The sequence below is a fragment of the Leptospira ellinghausenii genome (assembly GCF_003114815.1).
Classification (GTDB): Bacteria; Spirochaetota; Leptospiria; order Leptospirales; family Leptospiraceae; genus Leptospira_A; species Leptospira_A ellinghausenii.
Map to the genome: position 1 here is coordinate 21,284 of NZ_BFAZ01000013.1, position 24,600 is coordinate 45,883.

General features: G+C 38.3%; 29 protein-coding genes. 27 read left to right on the forward strand and 2 right to left on the reverse strand.

Annotation, left to right across the window (positions count from 1 at the left end):
* The 27 genes from DI076_RS19180 to DI076_RS19310 all read left to right on the forward strand — a co-directional run bounded on the left by DI076_RS19180 (window position 1) and on the right by DI076_RS19310 (window position 22,926).
* Window positions 1-570 carry a terminase small subunit gene (locus DI076_RS19180; RefSeq protein ID WP_108961459.1) on the forward strand — a complete coding sequence of 190 codons (570 nt, stop codon included), beginning with the start codon at window positions 1-3 and terminating at the stop codon, window positions 568-570.
* Window positions 567-1,958, forward strand: coding sequence for a phage terminase large subunit (locus DI076_RS19185; RefSeq protein WP_108961460.1), 1,392 nt, complete (start codon window positions 567-569; stop codon window positions 1,956-1,958). The genes DI076_RS19180 and DI076_RS19185 overlap by 4 nt, the downstream gene beginning before the upstream one ends.
* Before the next feature lie 98 nt (window positions 1,959-2,056).
* Window positions 2,057-3,418 carry a hypothetical protein gene (locus DI076_RS19190; protein WP_108961461.1) on the forward strand — a complete coding sequence of 454 codons (1,362 nt, stop codon included), beginning with the start codon at window positions 2,057-2,059 and terminating at the stop codon, window positions 3,416-3,418.
* Complete coding sequence (locus DI076_RS19195) at window positions 3,415-4,644, forward strand: hypothetical protein (protein ID WP_108961462.1); 1,230 nt, start codon at window positions 3,415-3,417, stop codon at window positions 4,642-4,644. The genes DI076_RS19190 and DI076_RS19195 overlap by 4 nt, the downstream gene beginning before the upstream one ends.
* Window positions 4,645-4,808: 164 nt before the next feature.
* Entirely contained in the window at window positions 4,809-5,024 is a 216-nt protein-coding gene (locus DI076_RS19200; RefSeq protein WP_108961463.1) for a hypothetical protein, read from the forward strand.
* 2 nt (window positions 5,025-5,026) lie between these two features.
* Complete coding sequence (locus DI076_RS19205; RefSeq protein ID WP_108961464.1) at window positions 5,027-5,392, forward strand: DUF2190 family protein; 366 nt, start codon at window positions 5,027-5,029, stop codon at window positions 5,390-5,392.
* Window positions 5,393-5,395: 3 nt separating this feature from the next.
* Window positions 5,396-6,472, forward strand: a complete 1,077-nt coding sequence (locus DI076_RS19210; protein ID WP_108961465.1) for a hypothetical protein — start codon at window positions 5,396-5,398, stop codon at window positions 6,470-6,472.
* A gap of 15 nt (window positions 6,473-6,487) precedes the next feature.
* Entirely contained in the window at window positions 6,488-6,868 is a 381-nt protein-coding gene (locus DI076_RS19215; RefSeq protein ID WP_108961466.1) for a hypothetical protein, read from the forward strand.
* On the forward strand, window positions 6,869-8,269 hold the full coding sequence (locus tag DI076_RS19220) for a phage minor capsid protein (protein ID WP_108961467.1): 1,401 nt from the start codon (window positions 6,869-6,871) through the stop codon (window positions 8,267-8,269).
* The gene (locus DI076_RS19225; protein ID WP_108961468.1) at window positions 8,266-8,484 is read left to right on the forward strand and encodes a DUF4926 domain-containing protein; all 219 of its coding nucleotides are present in this window, start codon (window positions 8,266-8,268) and stop codon (window positions 8,482-8,484) included. The genes DI076_RS19220 and DI076_RS19225 overlap by 4 nt, the downstream gene beginning before the upstream one ends.
* Window positions 8,481-8,834, forward strand: a complete 354-nt coding sequence (locus tag DI076_RS19230; protein WP_108961469.1) for a hypothetical protein — start codon at window positions 8,481-8,483, stop codon at window positions 8,832-8,834. Before DI076_RS19225 ends, DI076_RS19230 begins: the two co-directional genes overlap by 4 nt.
* Window positions 8,831-9,361 (forward strand): hypothetical protein, encoded by a 531-nt coding sequence (locus tag DI076_RS19235; protein WP_108961470.1) that lies wholly within the window; start codon window positions 8,831-8,833, stop codon window positions 9,359-9,361. The genes DI076_RS19230 and DI076_RS19235 overlap by 4 nt, the downstream gene beginning before the upstream one ends.
* On the forward strand, window positions 9,358-9,846 hold the full coding sequence (locus tag DI076_RS19240; protein ID WP_108961471.1) for a hypothetical protein: 489 nt from the start codon (window positions 9,358-9,360) through the stop codon (window positions 9,844-9,846). The genes DI076_RS19235 and DI076_RS19240 overlap by 4 nt, the downstream gene beginning before the upstream one ends.
* Entirely contained in the window at window positions 9,818-10,681 is an 864-nt protein-coding gene (locus tag DI076_RS19245; protein ID WP_108961472.1) for a hypothetical protein, read from the forward strand. The genes DI076_RS19240 and DI076_RS19245 overlap by 29 nt, the downstream gene beginning before the upstream one ends.
* Before the next feature lie 11 nt (window positions 10,682-10,692).
* A complete protein-coding gene (locus DI076_RS19250; RefSeq protein ID WP_108961473.1) occupies window positions 10,693-10,899 on the forward strand; it encodes a hypothetical protein in 207 nt (68 codons plus the stop codon).
* Window positions 10,900-10,902: 3 nt separating this feature from the next.
* Entirely contained in the window at window positions 10,903-11,502 is a 600-nt protein-coding gene (locus DI076_RS19255; RefSeq protein ID WP_108961474.1) for a hypothetical protein, read from the forward strand.
* A 196-nt stretch (window positions 11,503-11,698) separates the two neighbouring features.
* The gene (locus DI076_RS19260; RefSeq protein ID WP_108961475.1) at window positions 11,699-14,860 is read left to right on the forward strand and encodes a tape measure protein; all 3,162 of its coding nucleotides are present in this window, start codon (window positions 11,699-11,701) and stop codon (window positions 14,858-14,860) included.
* On the forward strand, window positions 14,857-15,684 hold the full coding sequence (locus DI076_RS19265; RefSeq protein ID WP_108961476.1) for a phage tail domain-containing protein: 828 nt from the start codon (window positions 14,857-14,859) through the stop codon (window positions 15,682-15,684). Before DI076_RS19260 ends, DI076_RS19265 begins: the two co-directional genes overlap by 4 nt.
* The gene (locus DI076_RS19270; RefSeq protein WP_108961477.1) at window positions 15,684-17,567 is read left to right on the forward strand and encodes a hypothetical protein; all 1,884 of its coding nucleotides are present in this window, start codon (window positions 15,684-15,686) and stop codon (window positions 17,565-17,567) included. Before DI076_RS19265 ends, DI076_RS19270 begins: the two co-directional genes overlap by 1 nt.
* Entirely contained in the window at window positions 17,567-18,490 is a 924-nt protein-coding gene (locus tag DI076_RS19275; RefSeq protein WP_108961478.1) for a hypothetical protein, read from the forward strand. The genes DI076_RS19270 and DI076_RS19275 overlap by 1 nt, the downstream gene beginning before the upstream one ends.
* A gap of 3 nt (window positions 18,491-18,493) precedes the next feature.
* Window positions 18,494-18,775 carry a hypothetical protein gene (locus DI076_RS19280; RefSeq protein WP_108961479.1) on the forward strand — a complete coding sequence of 94 codons (282 nt, stop codon included), beginning with the start codon at window positions 18,494-18,496 and terminating at the stop codon, window positions 18,773-18,775.
* Window positions 18,772-20,532 (forward strand): hypothetical protein, encoded by a 1,761-nt coding sequence (locus DI076_RS19285; protein WP_108961480.1) that lies wholly within the window; start codon window positions 18,772-18,774, stop codon window positions 20,530-20,532. The genes DI076_RS19280 and DI076_RS19285 overlap by 4 nt, the downstream gene beginning before the upstream one ends.
* A gap of 58 nt (window positions 20,533-20,590) precedes the next feature.
* On the forward strand, window positions 20,591-20,734 hold the full coding sequence (locus DI076_RS20215) for a hypothetical protein (protein ID WP_167396565.1): 144 nt from the start codon (window positions 20,591-20,593) through the stop codon (window positions 20,732-20,734).
* A gap of 257 nt (window positions 20,735-20,991) precedes the next feature.
* The gene (locus DI076_RS19295) at window positions 20,992-21,681 is read left to right on the forward strand and encodes a hypothetical protein (protein WP_108961482.1); all 690 of its coding nucleotides are present in this window, start codon (window positions 20,992-20,994) and stop codon (window positions 21,679-21,681) included.
* Window positions 21,666-22,292, forward strand: coding sequence for a hypothetical protein (locus DI076_RS19300; RefSeq protein WP_108961483.1), 627 nt, complete (start codon window positions 21,666-21,668; stop codon window positions 22,290-22,292). The genes DI076_RS19295 and DI076_RS19300 overlap by 16 nt, the downstream gene beginning before the upstream one ends.
* A 63-nt stretch (window positions 22,293-22,355) precedes the next feature.
* Window positions 22,356-22,712, forward strand: coding sequence for a hypothetical protein (locus tag DI076_RS19305; protein ID WP_135358415.1), 357 nt, complete (start codon window positions 22,356-22,358; stop codon window positions 22,710-22,712).
* Window positions 22,705-22,926: a hypothetical protein gene (locus DI076_RS19310; protein ID WP_108961485.1), complete on the forward strand. Its 222-nt coding sequence runs from the start codon at window positions 22,705-22,707 to the stop codon at window positions 22,924-22,926. The genes DI076_RS19305 and DI076_RS19310 overlap by 8 nt, the downstream gene beginning before the upstream one ends.
* A 315-nt stretch (window positions 22,927-23,241) precedes the next feature.
* Here DI076_RS19310 and DI076_RS19320 read toward each other — a convergent pair whose 3' ends face one another.
* Entirely contained in the window at window positions 23,242-24,120 is an 879-nt protein-coding gene (locus tag DI076_RS19320) for a hypothetical protein (protein WP_108961487.1), read from the reverse strand.
* Between the two features lie 252 nt (window positions 24,121-24,372).
* Window positions 24,373-24,600 (reverse strand): integrase core domain-containing protein (locus tag DI076_RS19325; RefSeq protein WP_167396566.1); only part of this gene is annotated, 228 nt, incomplete at its 5' end.

A 24,600-nucleotide genomic window follows, 5' to 3' on the forward strand; every position in this document is an offset into this window, starting at 1 on the left:
ATGGCTGCAAAACGAAATAAAGCTCCTAAGAAAAAACAACAAAAGAAACAGAAGTTAAAGGACACACTCAACCCTAAACATGATGAATTTGCTTTAGAATACTCACTTAGTCTCAATGCAACCAAGGCCTATAAAAAAGTATATGGGACCAGCAACGATGATACTGCACGGAAGAATGGAAGCCGATTGCTGACAAATGTGGACATCCGTGCGAAGGTTGACAAATTCATCACCGAAAGACTCGCAGGACGTAAAACGGAACTCTCGGGTATCTGGCTTATGGAGATTGAAAACATTGCCACTTCTAAAATTGAAGATTTTTTGGATGAAGATGGTCTACCTGATATCTCAAAGATGAAAGACAACCCTGGTATTATTGCTCAGGTAGAAGATATTCAATCTTCTTCCGTAAATAAGTTCGGAGAGAACAAATCTAGAAACAGAAGAATCAGATCTCACGATAAACTAAAGGCATTGGAAATGCTAGGGAAACATTTGGGAATGTTTCGAGATGAGTCTCCATCGCAGACAATCGTACTGAAATTTGGAAAAGAAGAATCTGAATTATGATCATTGCGGACGAAGTCAGGTGGAATCCAAAACAATTAGAAGGTCTCAAACTACTTGGAGATAGAACAAAGAAATTTATCAAGTTCTATGGTGGATCACGTTCTGGAAAAACCTATCAAATCATTCGAGCCATTCGTATCAGAGCCTTAAAATATCCATGTTCAAAGCACCTAGTTGCTAGATTTTCCTTTGCGAATGCCAAGAAGACTATCTGGTTGCAAACCATGTTACCTGAGTTTAGGAAGGATGAGAAGCTTGGCCTATGCAAAATATTAAAGGAAGTAGGGCAGGTTCACTATAAAAACGGTTCTATCGTTATTCTAGGAGGTTTGGAACCTTCCTCCATAGATTCTGTCCTTGCAGCGGAATATGGTACAATATTCATTACGGAAGCAAATGAGAACCGCTATGAGGTGATAGAAAACCTTGTTTCTCGTTTGAATGATACTTCTAAGGATGCCGAAGGGAATCCGATCAAACTCAAATTCATCATCGATTTGAATCCAACTGTTGAAACTTCATGGACCAACGTATTATTTATGAAAGGTCTGGATCCAATCTCTCGCACACCAAAACCGAATTTCCATGAGTATGCTAGTCTATGGTTTTCCCCTTACGACAATAAGGAAAATTTAGCGAACGGATACATTGAAACGCTAGAAAATCTATCTGCTGCCAAACGAAGAAGGTTTCTTGAGGGAAAGTACTCTTCTTATGAAGGGCTTGTTTTCCCAGTTGATGAAGACATCCATATCGTCGATGATTTTGAGATCCCAGCAGATTGGAAAAGAATTCGAGCCATTGACTTCGGATATACACATCCTTTCGTTTGTTTATGGTTTGCGTATGATAAAGCCAATGACAGAGCTTTTGTTTACCGGGAATGGATCCAATCAAGATGGACTGTTCGTTCCCATTCAGAAAAAATAAAAGAACTATCTATTGGAGATCTTCTACCTGAACAGCGATCCTCCAAAGAAGCTTGGAAATTTGCAGAAAAGAAATATTCGGCAACCGTTTGTGATCACGATGCAGAAGACAGAGCTACTTTAGAAGAGAACGGGATAGGTCCAGTCAAACCTGCTAACAAAGAAGTGCTCGCTGGAATTGATAACGTAATTGATTTGATGGAATGCTCAGAAAACAAAAAGCCGAGAATCTATATTTTCCGTTCTTTAGTTGGATTAAGAGAATCTCTGGATTCATTTCGATGGAAAGATACAACGATGTCAAATAGGGGAAGAGCAAAGGATCGCGAAGTTCTCAAAGAAGATGATGACCCTGCAGATGCTTTCCGTTATGGGCTGTGCGAGTTATTCCCAATCGTTCCTGCAATAGATCTTGGTGGCCTATCACTTAACCTCGGTTCTAGTTGGAATAAAAAATAGCTTGATTTCGTTTTAAGAATAATTGAATTTGATTATGTCTCTACACGGTTTGCCGTAACCTCAGCGGTCTTGTTCTCATACGTTTTAAACAACAAAGTATGAAGAAAGCAAAGCAATCATTAGTTAAACGATTTTTACAAGCTACTGTCGAAGGCATCAAGGATGCTTCGGAAGTATTAACAGGAATGGTTTCTGGTATTGTAAAGAAACGATACGGATATGCAACACCTGAATCGCAGAGAAAGAGATTAAGATCTCTATACAATGCGGAAGGCCACAACGGCCAAACTCTTGCGAAAACCATTATCAATGGATTAACCGCATGGATTGCCGGAAATGGAATTAACGTCACACTCAAGAAAGTAAAGAAAGAGGACAAGTCTCCATTGAGAGATTGCATTCAAGAATTCCTTGAGTTTAACAAACTCTATTCAAACAAACTACAATCATTCGTTCGGAATGGTCTATTCGATGCCGAAGTCCTCCTGGTTTTAGAAAAACAACTTCATCCTATCTTTAAAAAGGAATTCGTTAAAGTCAGATACATTGAAAAGGATCTGTACAATTACAAAGTTGAGTATGCTGATGATGATCCTGACGTTCCAATTAAGGTAAAATGGAAATTGAAGGATGATAAGGAAGAGACTACCTTTGAACAAGGTGAGTTTGTTCTGGTTCAATTCGGTAAGTCACCTAAACTTGGGAATTCTATTTCTAATCTAGAGCGACTTGATGATATCTTGAAAAAGTTTGCTGATTCCAATGATTTGTTTGGAACTCCTGCACCAGTTTTTAAAACAAAAGATTTCAATGAGGCAGTACTTTTTAGGAAAGCCTTGGAAGATCCAAACAGGCCTTCTACGGATGGGAAACCAACACTTTGGGATGCAGGGAATATGATTATTATCCCTGGTGAAGCTGGATTCCTAGAGCCTTCCGGTGCAGGTGCGGAAAGTTTTAAGAAAGAATTTGAACTTAGAGCACAAATGGCATCGGGTAGCACTGGTTACCCAATTCATTTGATGGGTTTTGTTTCCCTCTTCGGTACAAAAGCAGGTGCTGATTCTATTCTTGAGCAGATCAATACACAAACTATGGAAGATCGCCAGATTTGGAAAGAAGCCTTGTACGAACTTATTGTTCTTCAGTCCATCATGATGGGATTCAATATCGATGAGATCCGAAAAGCGGAAATCATCACTGCACTTCCACTCAACACTCAATTCCAATTGATGATGCTCTCGACTTACTATTTACCAATGTATGAGAAAGGACTTCTCGATCTTGAATCCTTTGTCGAAATGATTCCGAACGTAGATCCTGAAGTTGTGAAGGAAAGACTCATCAAAGAGAAAGAAGAGAAACAAGATTTGGATAGGAAGGCTTTGGAAGATTCTGTGAAGAACTTCAAAAACAACATTGGTAAGAAACCGACTGAATTAAAGGAAGTGGCCGCATGAAAACCTACCGCTTACAAAGTTTTTCTGGATCCTCCCTTCCTGATTCTTTTATCAAAGATCATTTAACACTTGCTGAACTTGACAAAATCAAATCTAAGATCACAAAACCATTTTTGAAAGCTTGGACTGTACTTCATGAAGGAGTTGCCAAGGCATTCGATATCGAAACTGGTTCGGATATTGAAATTGAGTATTCCAAAGATGTTGTAAAATCAGCTCCTGCAATAGCTGGTCTTGAATTCTTTGAAGGTCATAACAAAGATAATTCGAAGGATAACCGGCCAGTGATTGGCTATGTAGTAAAGGAAATCCAAATTGAACAAGATGGAAAACTCCAAAAGGTAGCCATCGGTGCATTCGAGGAAGATAAGAAGAGCATCGCGGAAAGAAGCGATATCGTTTCTCCTGAATTCGGTGCTTCCTTTATGGACCACCTTTCAAATGCAGGAAGATTTATCGCAAAACAAATTGGAGATATTTCTGCAATCGCTTTGGGTGACTCATCCAAAGATACTCCAGGATTTCCTGGAGCTACACAAATCGCAGCTTTACAAGCTTTTAAAAATCAAAATTTAGAGGAAAAGAAAATGCCAACAAGAGAAGAAATCTTAACTGTCTTAAATACAGATATTGTTCGCGAATGGATGAATAAAAATCCATCGGTTCACATCGGAATGATCGCTCCTGAAGATCGTTTCATGCCTGATTGGCATGAGGATCCAACGACAAAACGAGGCCATTTCAAAAATGGTGAAAAAACAATTCGTAAGGCATTGAATGATATCCTTGATCAGCGATACAAAGCAGAGGAAAAAATTCAGGTTCTTGAATCGGAAAAAACTGAATTCCAAAAAGAAAAGACTCGAATTGAAGCTATCCCATCAGTGATTTCCTTCATTGAATCGAAAAACTTTCCTGATACTGCAAAGGCAATCCTTACAGAGCAAATTCAAAAATTGGATCTTGAAAAGTACACAAAAGACAGAAGCTCTGCTATCAAAGAATACATTGAGTCCGTGATGGATAAGGAACTTGAAAGTATCTCACGTTGGCAAGGTAAGGAAGTTGCCGAGAAGAAGAAAGCTGAGTGGTTTGCAGATAAACAAAATGATCCAAGCAAACAACAAACGACTACAAAAGAAAAAAAGCCTTCTTATCACAAACCTGGAACAGAGACTGAAGACAAAGATGAAGTAAGTGATTGGTTACCAGAGGAAGAAGGTTAAATCATTAAAAATGATTTGACAATAAAAGTAAAATTAGTCTGGATATGAATGTCTGCTGTTCTGGCAGCTTCATTAATCCAGACCTGGTGTTGTAGCGCACCTAACATCAATTGCTATCAGTTCCCATACGTTCAAAAAAATCTTAAACTTAAAAGAGGTTCAGTATGGGCCATGCTATTTCATCAGCCGACCTAGATTCTGATCACAAACTACGAAATGACAAGCTCTCGAAATTGATCGAGACTCCCACAGCTAAAACTGATGGAGAAGAAGTTGCGAAGGATCCAAATTCTGTTCAAGAAACCGGGGGAGATAAGCCTTCCAATTCCAACGCAAAAGATTCAACCAAGGCCTCAGCTAAAACTGAAGGAGGGAAATAAACATGGCAAAGATGTTTTTAAATGACCTTCCTGCCGATGGTGGAGTTGTCCAAGCGCAAGCCACAGCTGGTTCGAGTGGAGTAGAGAAAGGAACCGTTTCTAAAACTGGCAACGTTGTTTCCTTTGTCTTTGCTTCTGCGAAAGCAAATCGAGTCTACCTTGAGATCAAAAAGGCTAACCGTGTCATCGGCGAAAAATTGAATCCAGCGGACTCATTTGCGAAAGATGATGTTCTCTATTGGAGTTCTACCACTGGTGGACTTACGAAAACTTCAACTGACAACTGGAAAGTCGGTGTGTGCCTAGCTGCATCACCAGCAAACGCCACGCAGGCGGAATTTGCATTCGATGGAATGCTAGGGGTGTAGTGAATGCCTGAGTTACTAGTAAAAGAAGAAAAGGTAAACGAGTTTTTCGATGCACTTGAGTGCATGAGAGATAGAAATGCAGACAAGGAAAAGCAACTCCAAGCCTGTGTGAATGTTAACAAAACGATTGCCCACTTTGTGGAAAGACCAAAGCGAGAAATGAAAAAACAACTTCAAGCTTTCCGGAACTCCAACAAAATGCGTAAGTTACAAGCTTACAATGGTGGAGTAACCTCTGGCGATCTTCCACAAATCATTCAAGATAACATTTCCGTTCTCATGGATTCAGATGTTAGAATCGATGGAGCTCATAAGGCTTTGTTTGATTTCACTCAATCCGTAGAAACACTGGATTATTTTGAAATCGCAACTCTTTCCAATGGAATCAAGTTCAAGAAACTTGCAGAAGGTGAGAAGGTTCCTATCTATGGAATGACTGGAGATTGGTTACAAGTTCCTATCGAAAAAGATGGTGCAGCTTTGGCCTTCTCAGAAGAAGTCATCAAGTGGAGAAAGATCTGGAGAGTAGTAGACAAACTTAAAGAATTCCGATTTGCACACTTCAAAAAAGAAGCTAATGATTTTGGAACTCTCCTAAGTATCGCAGGTCAGCTGGGTGTCTCTGCAGGTTATTTTCAAGCATTCGATTCCGCATCCGGAACAGCTGAAGAAAAGACTATCCGAACATTGAACGCAGGATATGTGAAACTTACTCAAAAACTGAAGGAAAGACCATACGGTGATATGACTCGTCCTGAAGTAGTTCTTGTGGCTTCACCATTGAAATCCGATGTGCTTGATGTTGCATTGAATACATTGATTCAGCCTACAGCTGGTTCAAAACTTCGAATCAACAAACCTATTACAGTTTTGTATTCATGGAATGAAAAACTTCTTCCTGATCCAAACAAAGCATTGATGGTTTTACCTGGCCGAAGGATGCAATGGACTGAACAAGGAACAATGCAAAACTACAATTACGCAGATCCGATGTCTCTTATGTATGCAACAGCATACTACAACTGGCACGGTGAAGGTATTGGTGATTCTGATCAAGTTCTCACTGTTAACCTAGCATAAAGGTTTATTGGAAGGATGATAGATCTAGACTCTGCAAACGCATACAACGAACAAAGAGCTCGAAGCAACTGGGCTTCCTTATCAGATCCAGTAAAGACGGGTCTCTTAATTGATGCTGAGACAGAAATAGAATATCATCCCTCCTACAATATTCCATTATCTGAAAAGTCCTCTTCTAGATACGTAGCCGCTGTGACAGAACTTGCTTTCCATAGATATTCCACGAAGGACTCTCCTGGTCCAAATGTAAAAAGAGTAAAGAATAGTAGATATGAGGAAGAATTCTTCGAATCAAAATCTTCAGCAGATAACAGTTTGGCATGGCCGCCAATTGTTATATCGATACTCACTCCTTGGTTGATTAAGGCCTCCCTTCGGATTCAGACGATACGTTAGATGCCTACCGAAGTAGATGAAGGGAATCCTTGGGAGTATAACTTTTACACAAAGGACTCTCAAATAAAAAATCCCGACAAGGGTGTTCGATTAAAAGAAGAATACACTCTACTTATGCGTTGGATGAAAGGAATCCAAAAATCATTAGAAAAGGAATGGAGAATTGCTTTCAACTCCAGAAAAAAAGATTCAGCTTATTGGGAAGAGAGATCTAAAACTTTTTCCAATCTTTATGAAAGTGTTTTTTCCGAATGGGAATCCCGATGGGAATCTATTTCAAAAAATGCATTCAAGCAAGGAACTTCCTTGGCACATGAAACCTTTGCAAGTTCTCAAGTGATTCGAGATTTCAAAAATGACTCACGACTTTTGAATAAAATGACTCTCCTTGATCGGCCATTTACGGATCCCAAGGTTATAGATTCATTACTTCGCGATACCTTAGGTTACCTTCGTTATGCTTTGGATGGTGCTGAAGAGAAAACAACGAAGATTCTAAGGATTACACAGCAAACTCTCCTGGAAGATGATAAACTTAATCAAAGTATTGCAAAAGGCCTCATTGAAAAAAATACATGGGAAGCGGCAAAAGAAAACCTCCAAAAAGATTTCGAAAAAGCTTTGAAGGATTCTGGAATTTCCGATGGAAAGTTTATCGAAATCAATGGCCGAAACTATCATCTAGATAGCTATGCAGAAACTCTCGCAAGAACTAGAATTAGAGAAGCACAAACCGCTGGAGTTCAACGATATGCGGAAGAGTCTGGCCAGGATTTAGTTCGTGTGTCAGATCATTCTACACTAACAGAGAAATGCGAAAAGTTTGAAGGAAAGATTTTCTCAATTTCCGGGGGAAGTTCAAAATATCCTAAATTGGAAATGTGGACTCCATTTCATCCAAACTGCCTTCATGTCATTACTGTTTATATCGATGTAGTTTCCATTTTTGGATATGATCCATACAATGGTGCAAGAAATAGTTCGAGTGCTCTTAGTGATCTAAGAAGAGAAGAATTAAGAGAGCAAGTAGAGTGGATGGAAAACGAAAGGAAAAAACCACCTGAGTTTGTTCCGGATAGATCGAAAGCGAATATCTCACAACCTAAGCTGAATTATCTTCTTACCGATTCGGGAAAATCTGGTCTTTTTAAAAATGAATTTGGATTTTCTGAAAACAACTTAGGAGAATTGGAAGATTCTATTCGTTCCAGTTTAGAAAAGAAAGTTTCAAAAGTATTAATAACGGAAGATGGTATCAAATATATCGTCGACACTCCAATTCGAAATCCGAATAACGATAATAGGATGTTAACGATAGTCTGGATTAAGGATAATAAGTCTAGTTTGCCGAGATTTATTACTGCAAGACCAGCTAAGAAAAAGAAGGAGGGAAATCAGTGAAATTCAAAGAACTAGATAATGTAATTCTTACAAAAGAAGTCTCCTTCGTAGATGATGGTGATGAAGGAATTCTCGCTGTTGGTACTCGAGGTGTAATTGTACACTTATATCCTAATCCGAATACTGTAGTAGTTGAATTCTTTGATAAGGATAATGAAACCATTTGCGTTGAAGATATATCTGTCAGATTTTTGGAGTTAGATGAATCCAGATGAACTTTTACGAAAACCAACCTGTAGAATTCAAACTTACTCTTTTGGATAATGATGGTTCAGAAATTACCACACCTCCAACGGGAAAGTTATTAGAATTCAATCTACAGGCATACGTAGAAGCTAGCAATAAAGTCATCCCAATGGCATCAAATGGAAATGAATCATCGGCCATTGGAGAAGAAGTTAAAGCAAAATGGCTGATCATTTTTGATGAGAAAAAGATCCCATCGAATGTGAATCTATCGGAAGGATGGAAAATCAAAGTTCCTATGAGTAACCAATTTTACTCAATCCTTGATATCCTGCCCCCTTCAGGTCGGTTCGCTCGGAAGGTGGAAATTTACCTATGAGCTTCACTGTAAAACTTGATTCAAAAAAACATCTGGAAGGTTTGAGTAAGCTTTTTTCTGAATCAAAGAAGGAGATAAAAGATACACTAAACGAATTAGGTGATCTAATTATCGATGATGCAGTCAATATCGAACCGAAGCCATTTTTAGATACAGGATTCTTACAAGGATCTTCCTTCAAACATGTTACGGGAAAGAACGTAGAATTGAATCCATTGGGAGAATCGGTCACTCCTGGAGAAAATCAGAACATGTTACCTATCCCATCAGGAGATATGGAGGAACTACACCTTCGAGTTGGATTCCTTGCAGAGTATGCCATTTACCTTCATGACAATCCAGATGCTACTCCGAGAAAGATCTCTAACAGAATGGATGTAAATGGAAATCGAATTATCAAGAAAGCATCAATGGAAGGAAGAGGACCATTTTGGTTATCTTCAAAATTGGATCGATTTTCGAATTCTGTGTACATTCCTTTCGTTCAACTTCGTTTCAACCAAAGGATGAATGGGAAGCAATTATGAAGTATTACATCGATACCCTTTATGTGATGTTTGAACTTCTTAAAAAGAAGATGCCGAACGATAGAGATAAAATCTATACAGTATTAAGTGCAACTTCGGGACAGGAATACATTTTGGTTCAGTCTAGGAGTAGTTTACCATCACACCTAACAAATGCATCTCTTTCTAAAAAATCTTTCAATGTTCTTGTCCAAGGCTTATCTGAAAATAAGACTAGACAGAAAGCATATCAGATCTATAACACATTAAGAGAGGGATACAACCTTCAAATCGACGTTCCAGCGTCAAAACTTCTGGACCCGGAGATTGCCAGTTCTCCAAACCTTCCAACTGGACTTGTTACCATACGTATAGCGAGCATTAGACCTATAAGCGAGCCGTACGCAATTGGAAACGTAGGACAAGGCTTATATCAATACTCGCTAAACTATAACCTAACAGGACGGTTTACTTTAGATGAGTACAGGATTACTGGTAATCCCTAACACAGGGATCGTAAATATTTTAGGTCAAAAAGATGGACGTGTTGGGCCTTTAAAAGCCTTCTACCGAACATCTATCAAACCACTTCTTCCAGGAACGGTAACGGCAACTGGCGATATTCTTACCTTCAGTGGTCTGGATCCAAGCACAAAGTTCAAAGTTGGACAGTACATTTGTATTGAGACTGCACCAACAAAAACACTTGTGTATGTTGCTGATGTTGATTCCACAACTGTCAAAATGGGTGCACCTGACATCGATAAGGATACAGGAAAACATCCTTCTCTTTCCTTAACCATTGCTACAGCAACCCAATTCAGACCTTGGCACTTAAGAGACTTAGGTGATCTTTCTGAAGAAGGTGTAAAAATTTCTTGGGATGAAAAAGTAGCACCTACAAAATTCGCAGGCCGTGGTGAAACTGATGCAAACCATTTTTCATCAGGTGGAGAGATGAAAATCAGCTTGGCATGTGCAGAAATGGGACTTGAGGAATTGGTGTCGGCCATCGATCAGTCAGCGTTAGCGGATTACGATGTAGATGGAAATATTTCATCTGTTTCATTCGCACGAAGATTAGGATACAACTTCAAAAAGAACGCAGACTCTTTGGATTTATTTGCCTACGGTGAAAATGGTGGAATCTCCACAGATCCAAGAGATCGAGCAAGGATTTGGTTAACAAACTTCCGATCTGCATTCGAGCAACAACGAAACGCGACTTCTCAAACTGTAATTAATTTGGAAGGATTCGTCTACGCAGATGAAAAACGCAAAAAAGATGGGAAACCTGTCTTCATGTCCATCAATCCCGAAGCGGCTGTATTCGATCCATAAGGAGCAAGAAAATGGCAGAAGATAAAATCACTCCAACTACAAATTCAAGAGAGAAAGACCTAAGTAAATACAAAGAGAACGTAGATCTCTCTGATGTTACTGGGAAATACAGAGTAATCGATCGAACAAAGAAAGTGGTGATCAAACTTGGTTTTCCCACTGAAGCAGAAGCATTGGCTTTTGCATTCGATTACTTTGAGAAAAAGAAAAAAGGATAATCAATGTACCGCTTTCGAGTTGAACCGTTCAAAGTCATATTGATTCCAAAGGAAGGAAAATCCATCACACTTGAAACAGTAGATGGAACAGGTATTTTTATGTCTGCCGTCCTTGATCAAGTTACTGAAAAGTTTAAAGCAAACATGGCACCGCATGATGCTTTGAGTTTAGAGTTTCAAAAAATCAAGGAAAAGGCATTAGAGAATTTATCAAAAGAAGAAAAGGAACTTCTCCAAGACTATGTGCAATCTGGAAATCGGATTGCAAAGTTTTACAACGAATACTGTTCCAAAGCTTTGAAAAACTGGGATTTAGATAAAGCAAAAATCTTAGATACAATTCCAAAATACCAACTGAATCAATTTGTCGAACATCTCGTAACAGCGGTATTAGGTGGAAGAACACCAGATCCTATTCCAAGTAACCTTTCCCAAGAGGAACTTGTAAAAAAAAACAAGAGTTGGAAGAAGAAAAAGAACAAGAAGAAACGTTTTGGATCATCTCCAATGAACGATTTCGCAGGTGGGGATTCGACCCAGCAGAAGTTCAAACATGGAATCAATTCAGAAGGAACTGGAAACGGAAGGCGAATGAATACTTAGACATAGAAACTAGAGAGAAACTGACTATCGATAATCTTCATGGATCAGGCGTAGATGGAAAACTCTATTCCGATGGAATGAATGATCTTTATGAACAGAAAGTTTCTCTTGTTCCAGTCTTTAGAATGAAGCCTAAGCAAAAACCACCGATGAAGAGAACACCAGCAAGCATACTTATGGAGTTATTTTAAGTTAGATGAGCGGAGCAGCAACAGTACAAGCAGTTTATTCAGAAATGATTCTGGGAACGAGTCAGTATGAAGCTGCGCTTCATCGGATTTTCGGACTCCACCAAGAGCATGATAAATCTGTTGCTCGAATAGGTGCAATTGGTGATCAAAACTTCACCAAGTTAAGGAAGGCTATCTCTTCAACTTCTCCAACTCTTAACGATATGAAAACTCGCCTTGAGCGATTGAATAATATCTTAGGAAACACTACACTTGGATCCGATCGATTCAAAAAAATTCAGGAAGAAGTAAAGAAAACAGAAGCTATTATTGAGAAAGCTTCAGGAAGAATTGCTCAATCCACTAAAGAGCCGAAAAATGCATTTGAAGATCTCGCAAAGTTAGTTGGTTCCGCTGCATTTGTAGCCGGAACTGCTTCAATGGTCAAAGGAGCTCTCGCAGTTACTGGGGAATTTCAAAAGTACAATTCAGTTTTAAAAATTTCACTTGGTAGCCAAGCAGCTGCGACGAAAGCGATGGGTTTACTTACCGAGTATGCTGCGAAAACTCCTTACCAATTGAATGAAGCAACATCTGGTTACATCAAACTAGTGAACCGTGGCCTCCGACCTACCATGGAAGAGATGGTCAAATTTGGAGATCTCGCTGCATCTCAAGGAAAAAGCTTAGATCAGGTCGTGGAAGCCGCATTGGACGCAATGACGGGTGAAAACGAACGACTCAAAGAGTTTGGTATCAAAGCAAAAGATGCAGGTGACAAAGTTTCTCTCACTTTCAAAGGAGTTACTCAAACAGTAGAAAAATCAGAAGTTGCGATTCAAAATGCAATTTTGGCTTTCGGTGGAATGAATGGTGTCGCTGGTTCCATGGCTGCAGTGGCAGAAACATGGGAAGGACAGATTTCCAATTTATCAGATACAACTGATATGTTAAAGAAAGCAATTGGTGATGATCTGTATGGTGCTGCTTCAACAGGCGTAGGTGGTATCAAAAGTCTCATTGAATGGATTCTGAAATTTCGAAACGAGAATCCAGCTCTCTTCAGAACTATTGTTCAACTAACAGCAGGATTAACGATACTCATCGGTGCAATCTCAGGAGCAGCTGGAATTATGGTTGCAGTTAGGATGGCCATTCCAGTGATCTCAAGTCTTGGTATCACTATGAATCTTGCACTTGGTCCAATTGGATTGATTACAGGTGCAATTATGGCACTTGCCGGTGCGTTCCTTTATATGAAGAATCGAGCAGAGGAGGCTAGAACTGCAGCAGCAAAAGTTGCAGCTGATAAGATCGATGTATCAAACATTGAGACTGCATTAATATCATTAGATGTACTTCGAGTAAAATTTACTACTTCTAAAAATGGCTTAATCAAGAAAGAAGAAGTAGAAGAGGATATTAAGCTCTTACAAAAACTTAAATTAGAAACTAAAGATATTGATGCAATTTTCAATAAACATACAGGTAGAGTAGGATATGTTCGCATAAATAATGAACAAATCGAAAGGACAATTAAATTATTAAAAGAAAAACAACAGGCGGAAGAAACTGCCGATAAAAACAATCCTCCTCGAATCACAGGAATCAAAAACCATACAATCGCTCTTCAAGATTTAGTAAATACAATCGATCTTCTCTCACAAGCTTATAACAAACCTTTGGAATTCAAAGCAGACTTTTCATCGATTGAAGAAGCAAAAGAGGCCACTTCTGTTTTAGAAAAATTTGGTGCTACTGTTTCAGAAATCCCTGGATCAAAAGATGGGAAAGTTCAAGTGTCTTTGGACATCGCATTAAAACCTGGTCAGAAGCTAAATGAAGAAATGCAGAAAGCACTTCAAAAAGCAAAAGGATATTCTGAAGTAAAAGTAAAAGCGGAAGTTCAAACCGTAAATGTCTCAGCAGGTGCCTTCGATCCTTTGGTCAATGCTGCATCAACTGCAAGCGGGAAGATAAAAGATTTTTTTGGAACTCAACTAGGTGCAACCATTAAGGGAGCCCTCTCAATGTTAGGAGACATGGCAAATCAAGCAATTGCACTCCTTCAATCAAAAGCTCAACTTGCAAGTGCCAAAGCGAAAAGTGTCACTGCTTATACTGATTGGATTTCACAATATGCGGATAAACAAGACGCCAAAGAAATGGCGAAATTGGAAGAAAAGATCAATGCAGAATTAGAAGCTCTAGCTGCAAAGAATGATGCAATACTTGCCGAACAAGAAGAGTTTGAAAGACGAAGACAAGAAATCGAGAGAAAGTATGCTGATGAAAAGAACCTTGCGGAAGATGAAAAGTATTTAGCTGAAGTCGCACGTCTACAAGCATCATACGAAAACAAGATCGCAATGCTTGAGCAAGAGTATGGTGATACTGAGCAATTTGAGATCGAACGTCTTGCTTTGATTGAAGAACTCGAACAAATGAAATTAGATCTGGCTGTGCAATTTCAAAATGCATGGCAAGACGAAAAAGAAACGGCACTTGATAACTTAGAGAGTGAAGAAATTGCAAAAGAAGAAGATTGGAAAACTCGCCAATTAGAAATTGAAGCTCAAAAGAAGAAACTCGAAGAAGAACGTGAAACTAGAGAAAAGGAACTAGCAAAAGCAAAAGAAGAACGTGATAAAAAAGCTGCACTTTTGAAATATCGAGCTGAATTAGCAGCTTGGGCTGCTTCCAAAGTTGCTAATATTGCATCTATTAGAATGCAGATGGCTATGGGTGTCATGAATGCAATAGCCGCAGGAGTTTCAATGGCTGCACTTGGAGGACCAGTCGGATGGGTAATGGGTCCAGCTTTGGCGGCCACTCTTTCTGGACTGATTTTGGCAACAGGTGCTACTTCCATGGCTGCCGTCGCATCAGAACCTCCTCCAATGCCTCCACAATTCGAAAGAGGTGGTTTTGTTTCTGGTCTTCGTCACAAAGATGGCGGAGTAAATGCAAATCTCGAAGGTGGTGAATATGTTATGCCTCGAGCAGTTACCGCTAGAAATTTCCAAACATTAGAAGCCATGAGAACTGGTAAGCGAATCGATCAAGATCAGCTTACGGTGAATCAATATTTTACAAATTACTTTTACGAAAAAGATAACTACGATGAGTTCAAACGTAGGATGAACGAAGATATGCGCTTCGGTGTCATGAGTGCGGTACCTGTATGAGTAATTCATTCCAATACATAGTAAAAAATCGTTTCGGAAATATTTTAAGCCTTACTGAAGTGATGAAGGAAACTCTAAAAGTTCCTAACTCATCGTTTGCACCAGAGGGAGACTACGTTGAAAAAGCGGATGAGCATGGAACAGTCTTCCGTGGGAATGGTCGAATCGGAAGAAGAGAGATTACTTTAAAATTCGATCATGTTGAAGAAAGACCTATTGATTATGAATATGCTCTGAATGAAATCGCAGCATTCTTTTCAGAACCTGAAATCGATGGTCCATTCTGGTTAGTAAACACTACCAGAAAGAAGAGAATCAAGATAATGCTCAAAAATTTTGATCCTAAGACAAATGATGGATTGGAAAACGTAATTGGAACAGATAACACTATGTCATTTGTACTTACTGGTGGCCTTTGGGAATTAGCACCTGTAACAGAAGTTTTCATTTTAAGTTCTGGCGAAATCAAAACTATCTCTTTTCCAAGAATTGCTTTCCCTACTCACGTCATAATGGAAATGGAGTCACTCGGACCAAATCCAGATTTTGCTATTGATTTCGGAACGATTGAAAATTCTGAATTTAAAGGACGCCAATCAGTTCGATATCAACAGTCCTCCTTCACCACTGGTGAATCCATTATTCATGATTCTGTCGATGGAATCATTTCATATAAAAGAGAAGGAGTTACATATCAAAACAACCTTATCCTTACAGCTGGAACTCCCGGATTAGTTCTCAAAAGAGGACTTAATGCAATTCGATTCCAAGGACTTGGATCTATAAAATTCAATTTAACTTATAGAACAAGGACGGCCTTCTAATGGGATTCAAAACGATAAGAATCGCTGCTAGAGGGATTGGAATGTTTGCTTCAAAGATATATTCCGAATCTATTCCTTTCCAAACATGGGAAGACTTTATCGATGAGAATAACAGCGGTGATGATAGATTAGATTTTAGAACTGTCTCTGGAACACTTCTTGGATCGATACCTCTCGGAATACAAAACACTAAATTCAGAAACTTAGAATTTGAAGTAGATGAATTCGGATCTAAATCAATAAAATTTGAACTTAATTCTCTTCCTAACTTTCCTTTAGAGAGATTCACTGTAATAAGAATCCGAATCGATGGAATTGATACATTTGGTGGATACGTTTTTAAGTATCCTCGGCAAGGTTCTTCACAAAATCAAAAACTCGAGTTCCAAGGTCTTGGCTTTCGTGAAAGGTTGAAGAAAGTTACTATTCGTCCTACAATTGATAAGCACTTTTACACAATCCAATCAATTACAAAAGCAGGTTTGAACGTTGAAGTTAAACTCAATACCGATGTTCATCCAACGATCAACCCTGGAGATATTTTTTATATAAAGTCTGCTTTAAATTCGAGGAACAATGGAAAATATACTGTGACCTCGATCATGGGAGACACATTGATTGCTCTTCGTCCAGATGGACTTGATCAACCGATTGCTCAAGGAACTGTTACTGTTCTTCCTTCTCAATGGACCACTGCTACCACTCCAGTTTCAGAAGTTCTAAAACAAATCATTTTGGAATATTTACCTCAAGTGAAGGGAATTATTGCTTCCACTGGTGGAATCACTTCAACTCCTACTGTTCCTCTTGGTGGAGGAATAGATCTAGAGGGCATCAGTATTGAAAAAGCATTCGATTTCATTCGAAGCATGCTTGGTGGCCAATGGAACCTTGTAGTTGAGCCTGATGGGAGAATTACTTTGAATCCTAAATCGACTTCGATCATCGATAAGATCTTTTCCTCTTATGACGGCCAAATTTTCGATTTTGAAGAAAACTTGGATAACATTATAAACATCGTAGAAGTAAATCGGAAGAAAGAGAAGGCAGAAGATGGATCCACTCCAATGACTCTTGGTGCCTTAAGAACAAATCAAACTTCCATTGCTAAATATGGACCAATGGAAGAACCAATTGATGTCCCTGCCTATTTTACGGATGAGATCTGCGATAAGCTGGCAATTGCAAAGCTGAATTCAAGATCCGAACCAAAAGAAGAAGGATCCGCAAAAAAAGGGAAATGGAAGTATTGGAAAGTTGGAAATTACTCTATTGTTACAGAAGAAGGTTACTACAAAGAAATTTTGAATGAGATGGATTCCTTGGACGGATTCACATTCCCTTCCGAAGTAAATGGATCGATATCTTCAGCAATTTTTATTACTGGTGCTGGATCACTCAAGTTAGCTTTCGGGAATTCTGCTCATGAGAAAGAAGTTAAGTATTCTCTCAATAAACGAGTCACAAGCCTTAGAACTATTTTTCTATACGTTTATGCAAACAAAGTAGGGACATACTTTAAGTTTGGAATTGGTAAGGATTCATTTAAAGAACATCTCTTCCCTATTACCATAAATCAAACTACAAATCCAGAATTGATCGCACTTCCAGTTTCCAATCTTCCAATAGATCAGATCAATGAATTTGGCTTTCTTTTTGAAAATCCACAAGATGGATCGGAAGTTTATATTGATGAAGTTGCAATTGAATCTTATACATCTTTGCATAAAACACAACCTCTCAAATTAATTAAATATAAATACTACCCGTTTAACAAATACTGCGAGCTGACTTTTGGAGTAAATACTTCAAAACAAGAAAATTGGCTTGCTGCACTCAACGCAAAAATCGAATCACAATCAATGGCGATGAAGGAAAGATAATGGCCAAGACAGCAAATTTAAGATGGGATCCAATCGAAAAGAAATTCCTTTACGAGAATATTGTAGATGAATTGAAAACTGTAGTCGAAATTCCAGAATCAAAAGGAAAATATTTTGGATTTCGTTTGGATGAAGTTCCCGAGAAAAGAACTCCTACTTCAACGTTAAAAATTTTCAGAGACGAAGATGATCAGGAATTTACTGAGGTTCTTGGTCTACCTGGACCACAGCAGTTTTTCTCAAACTATCATGAGCCACCTTGGGATCGCGATGGATTAATCATCATTCCTTCGAGCCAAGTAGGCAAAGTTTTCAGATGTACTTATGAAGGAATGGGAAGCACAAACTCTTTCGAGAACCAACTATACGTACAAGAGATAGTTTTCGAAACGCTTCTTAAGCTGAACGGTTCACGGCCAATGGAAGGAGATCTCAATATGGATCTCCATAAATTGATCAACCTTGGAGCTGGGATATTGCCGACCGATGCAGTCAATAGATCTCAACTCGATACCAAAGTTTCGAAAAGTGGAGATTCCATGTCTGGACCATTGACTATCCCAAATCCATCAGCAGCAGGACATGCCGTGAACTTATCCACACTAAATTCACGTTTCTCTGGAAGAACATTTTGGACTACAATACCTGGATTAGATATCGATCAAGAAGCGATTGTCAATCTACCAGAAACTGGGACATGGATGGTATTTTTTATTTGGTGTGTGCCAGCCAACGGAGCAGGTGCACCTCCTGTTCCTTGGTTTAGCGAAACTGCTTATTGGACAGGTTCAACTTTATTTGGAACAATTACACGTCCGGGAGGAGCAATTGGGATAACAGATGTAACCAATACTTTCCGAATCAAGAAATCCAAATTTCCGCCAGAAGTTGTCTGTGCGGTTTCAGCAACAAAGATTGGTTAAATAATGAATAAGTTTCCATTAATAAAAGATTTCGAATTTAAAGAACGGAATACTTACAAGATGAATTTTGAATCTTCCTTTCTTGAAAATGCTACTATTACTTTAGCTGCGCAAAAATCCAATCGTTTGGATTCAATTACTCAAGCATTGGTTACCATTGTTGAAAATAAAATCACAGCAATACTTCCCGATGACTTAAAGAGGGGAGATTACGAATACGATCTGGAAATTAATCGCAATGGAATTATTATTACTGAATTCAAAGGAAGGGTCTCAATCACATGATAAATAGAATCTTGGAAGTTTATAGAGGCGATACATATCGAGGTGATAGGGGATTAATCTTTGAAGACATCCCAAACTTACATCTTCCGTCTACTACTGTTCAATTTAGTGTCAAAAGAAATCCTGAAGATGAAAAAAGAGTAATTTCTTTTCCGATTACGGCAACGGATCCAGGAAATGATTGGAGTGAGCCAGTAAGGAAACTTGTTGTAAATTTAGAAACTGGTAACACTCAAATATTAGAAGGAGGAATTTACTTTTATGATATTGAGATCAATTATTCTGGAGAAATCATCACCGTAGCGTCTGGCGAATTCATAATTATTCCTGATATCGCAAAAACTGTTCACGTTGTATCTCCTACAACTGAAGCCAGCATCTATTCAAACTTAGCATCAACTTTGGAATCACTAGGTGCCTCTTTAGTAGGAGTTGTTGCTCTATTTTGGGACACCATAACCGGATCTCCGAATGGCACCGTAGAATCAATCTTGAGATTTCTTTGGAATAATAAAATTAACAGGATACCAAGTCCAACTGGAAACCATTTGGTTAGATCTACCTTGGATGGAACTATCATAAATGAGAGTTTAATTTCAGTTTCAAATGAAGGTGATCTTTCCGGAATAAGAGACATTGAAGTTTACAGAGACTTAACCGTACACGGAAAAATTTTAACTCAAGGTAATCTAATTGAAGGAGATGTAATCCAAGTAAAAGACAAAAACATTGAACTTGGAAAACTAGATTCACCAACAAATGATACAGCAGACGGAGGAGGGATTACTCTTCTAGGTGACACCAATAAAACTTTTCAATGGTTAAAATCTAAACTTGCCTGGGTATCCTCAGAATCAATTGAGCTCGTTCCAGGAAAACAATTTTTGATAGATGGAAAAGAATACGTTCTTTTTCAGCTTTCAGAACTAACTGGAAGTATAATTTCAGGAAGGATTCTTACTTCTCTTGGAACTGAATTTGCATTTCTCCCTCCACCGACAGCACCTGTTACAAGCGTAAATGGAAAAGTTGGCGATGTAGATTTAAATGACGATTACTATACGAAAACTGAAATTGACTCAGAACTTTCAAATTATGCCGAATTAGACGGGACTGGGAAAATTCCAGTCTCGCAGATTCCTGTATTTAATCCAACTGTACAAATTGTAAATACTATAGCAGAACGGGATGCCCTAACACCTACTGTAAACCTTCCTGTATATGTTAAAGATGCTACAGGTGACACATCAGTCTTAATTGGAGGTGCATTTTATCTATATGAATTGGATTCTGAGACTTGGCTAAAACTATCGGAAATGGAATCCATGGATATCATTCAGTCTTGGGACAATATAGTTGGCAAGCCAACTTCCTATCCTGCTTCTATGATAGAAGAATCAATTTACAAAAGATTCGTATCTGATTCTGAAAAAAGGATATGGAATAATCAAGTTTTCGAATTTGGAGAACTTTATGGCTCAATTCCCTTTGGGACTATTTTCAATGGCAATCGAACTGTAAAAGTAAAATTAGTCGGGAATCTTACAATCTCATCTCTAAATGGTGGATATGAAGGAAACGTTTATCTAATTGTTTTCACACAGGATGGAACAGGAGGACGAACAATAACACTTCCTTCAAATATAAAAATTCCAACAGGTGAATCCCCAGACCTTGGCGCAAATAAAGTTTCCATCTTAACCATGTATTTTGATGGAGCAAACTATCTTGGATCCTGGAAGAAAGGTTGGTCTTAAATGTTAGCTTCTTTTCTTACCGCAACACAAACGCTAATTGGATATACAAACGTTTTCTATGAATATCAAGGATCTCAAACGTATGCCTGGGTGGAGGTCGTCGCAGAATACGATAGGCATTGGATCAGAGATGGCTGGGGAAACCTTATTTGTTTTGAATGGATTTATTCTTGGGGAACATATCAATGCCAATGCCTTGTAAATGGAGAATGGCGAACTGGACAAATAGATTTCACTCCATGGCCTTGGCTTTCTGTTTCTCCAGATCCAGTATACGCTAGAGAATATCGTCCTCAACCAATTCCTTGGATAAACTCGGGGAATGTAGGATACAAAACATTGTCCGAATGGAATTCTCTGCAGGCAGATGTAACTGCTGGGACAAAAAGAAATTTAGTGGGGACCCCCGTTTATGCTTAGAATAAAAACAAATTCAAAAATAAAACGAGGCATTCAACAATGAATTCTTGGGAATTTCTCAATGCGAATATATGGATAATGATTTTCGTTGCCCTACCTATGATCTTCGTATTGTTATTCTTAACAATCTGGGCAACCATACTTCTTATCAAAACACAAAAGCTATTTGTCAATACCAAATGGGTTCAAGTAAAACCAGAAGATCCAAAGCTTCCTCTAATTGACTATATTGTTCGAGATAAACTTGTATATGGCCAATTACACTTGCTTAGAGACCATTTCTCTGCACACGTTGCATGCGTAATTTCTCTTCACAATGGCGGAAAATTCAATAATGGCCTTTCCGTACAAAAATGGACTTTAACCCATGATTGTGCCGCTGATGGTCATATTACTTTTTACAACAAAGGTTTGAAGTTCAAAGAACAGCTAGTTTCCCAATCGGAATGGATAGTGGAATGTATATCAAAAGATGAATTCTTTTTTTCAGTAGAACACATGGACGAATCCTCCGCATGGCGAAGAGAATTCGTTAGAAATGCAATTCAACATGCTTTTCTTCGCTTAGTTGAGACTGATGAAAATCCAGAGTTAGTGATAGGCTTATTTTTTCGAAATCAAAAGAGCGAAGAAGATTTCAAATTCAGCAAACACATAATCAGAGAATACTCTGATCGCATATCATCAATTTTAAAAACAGGAGCAGATCAATCATGGCAAGAGAATTAGCAGAAAACGAAATTAGACCAGATATACCTTCTTACGTATCGATTACACCTTGGATCACATACGATTCCCAAATGGATAATCTAAGATTTGTCGTCGCAAAAAAGAATGTGGTGCCATCAAATCAATGCCAAGGAACTTCCTATTTAAACTTAGTGAAATGGACCGATTACAAGCTAGGAATAGGAAAATACACCGAATGGACCGAGGGAAGGTATTATAAAGAACTAAGTCGATTCGCAAAAACAAAAAGCCATGTTACGGAGTATAAATTTCATAATATGCTTTTTGAAGATCTTTTCTCAGGAAAGGCATCAATCAAAAGTAAAAAATTCACTCTAAAAAACATCAAAGATCATATCGAAGAATCGAAAGCACCTGTAATCTTTTCGATTGATGTGAGAGAAGCATTCAACCCAAAAGCAAAAGTTGAGATGGGGCATGTGATCATGGCAGTCGGCAAGTGTAACAATGGAATTTCTGTACATGACCCAAGAGGAAAGTTTTTTACAAAATATTCGGATCTGGATGGTAACCAAACTTTTTTCCCAGATTCGACCATCGACAGAATTGGGAGAAAATCTGTCGGAATCTATTGTGTAACCATTTTATAAAGGAGAATTAATATCATGGGAGAATTGTTTACAATGTTTATTGATTATTTTAGGAGCGAGGTCTTGCCACTTTGGGATCCGCTTTTCTTTTTTGTTGTGATCTTAGGAGCAACATTTGTTTTAAAGATCTTTGAAAAGAATGGAGTCTATTTATCCAAATCAAATAAGTTTTGGATTGTATTCATATTTGCAACGATTGCTTCGTTTGTGTATATTTCACTCGGTAGATATTCGGGGAAGCTGGCGGATCCACAATACGCTCTCTTCAGAAATTTCCTAAACTACGTAGCTGCTATTCTGTTCTATCACATCATCATAAAAACGTCGGTGAAATTATTCCAATTTGGCGTAGAGTGGGGTAACAAAAAACTGAATCAGCAAACTGCGAATAAAGAGAAAAGGAGACCTGACCATGGTTGAATTTCTAACTGCGTTTTTGGGAACTTGGAAAAACCAAATTATCGGGATCTTAATTGTGATCCTTTTGGTTCTTTCTTTTTTCACTTACCGTGCTTTTAACAAAAAAATAGGAGAATATCAAAATGAAATCATTCCAATTGAGCAAACTAATACACCTGGTCCTAATCTGTTTGATGATATCTGCTTGTACATCTCAAGTAAACCATGCCCGTAGTATGGTGAATGCCAAATGTTCGGATTTAGGGATCCCGGATACCATCAGAGCAAGAAAAGAGGAAGTCCTCCTTTTTGAAGGGAAAAACTATGTGCCCTTAGCAAGGTATATCCACTCTATTTCCTATTCGAAAAAACTTGCTGGATGCATCTCTGCCTTCGAATGTTCACAAAAACAATCTGACAGGCTCCATGAATGTGACAAACAGAGATCTTTTATAAAAGAATTTGTCTTTGGGAAAAGCCACTGCAGACTTCCCGAAGTAGAATGCTAGATCAAAATCGAAATTTCGATTTTGAATTAGGCTAACATTCGTTAGCCTTTTTTATTCTTTTTGATCCAATCTTTTATTCCCCTTATTTCCTGCAGGGATTTGAATTCTGGCCGCTTTGAATTTATAAAAGATTCAATATACTTTTCGGGACCACCTGCAACTGGAAAGCCTTTTGAATATGTAGATAATTCTCCTGAAATTTGTTGGATTTTCTCTTTGTACCCTTTCTTGACTTCTTCCAGCTCTTCTTCCAGTTTTAGAATTTTACTTTTTCTTTCCCACCAGCTCCTAACTTGTCGATTGAGGTTCGCTATTTTTTCTTCCGAAAGTTCTGGATACTTGCTTTCCGCTTCCGCCTTTAGCGCTTTACGCAAAGCTGTTAAGTCATACTCAATAGTCGCTTTTGACCAACTAGGAATTGCTTCTTTGATAATCTGATGCAAAGGCTTCTTTACTATTATTTCTCCTTTCCGAGATCCGCCAGAACTGATTTCCAATATTGCCTTAACACCCCAACGCTCTTTTATAATACGCTGTCTATCTTCTGGTCTGTATTTGAATGGAGTATCGTTATCGCCATAAATTGCCTCAAAGAGAGTATTCTCATCAGAGAGTAGGTAGAAGGCAGGGATCGTATAGTTCGAAGGTAGCTTCTCTTTTTTGATACCTTCAGTAATTGCTTTCCATCTTCTTCGGCCACGAAGGATAAAATGCTTTCCCGTAATGGAGCTCTTTTCTTTGGAGATTAGAATTGGTTTATCAGCCCAGACTCCATCTCGCCAAATAGATTCTTTGAAATTAATCCATTCTTCTTTTTCTTCATTCGTAACTGGTAATCTTTCGAAGTTCCAAGGATGAGGTTCGAGTTTATCTGGCCTTACTCGAATCATTTCTTCAGATATTTTTATTTTGCTTTCCATTTATGTTGGATAAAAAAATGAATTACTCTCACGGTTCAACTAGAAAGAAATTTTCAAAAAGGGGACATAATAAAATTAAAAAATCACAAGTTCGCAATATTTTAAATGATTCATCCAAACTTCCTTTTTCATACATATTCTCTGGATTCATTTAGTCTATTTTCTTACGTAAGTTTAACATTTTTTTTGGCTTACATTAAGGAATGGTGTTATAGTTCAGTGAAAAACAGAATTTTGAGATTTAAAATTAAGCTAAGCAACAAGCCTTATATTAGCCTTTACCGAGTATTCTTTTCTCTTCAATTTTGCTTCAAGTAGTTTTTCTTTTCTTTCTGCTAAAATCTTTTCCTTGCGACCATAAAACACATCCATAGGTGTTACGTAACCGATTGCAGAATGAAGTCTTAGCGAATTGTATTCTTCAATCCATTTACCAACTTCTTCTCTAATTTGTTCGAATGAATACATTGGTATTTCACG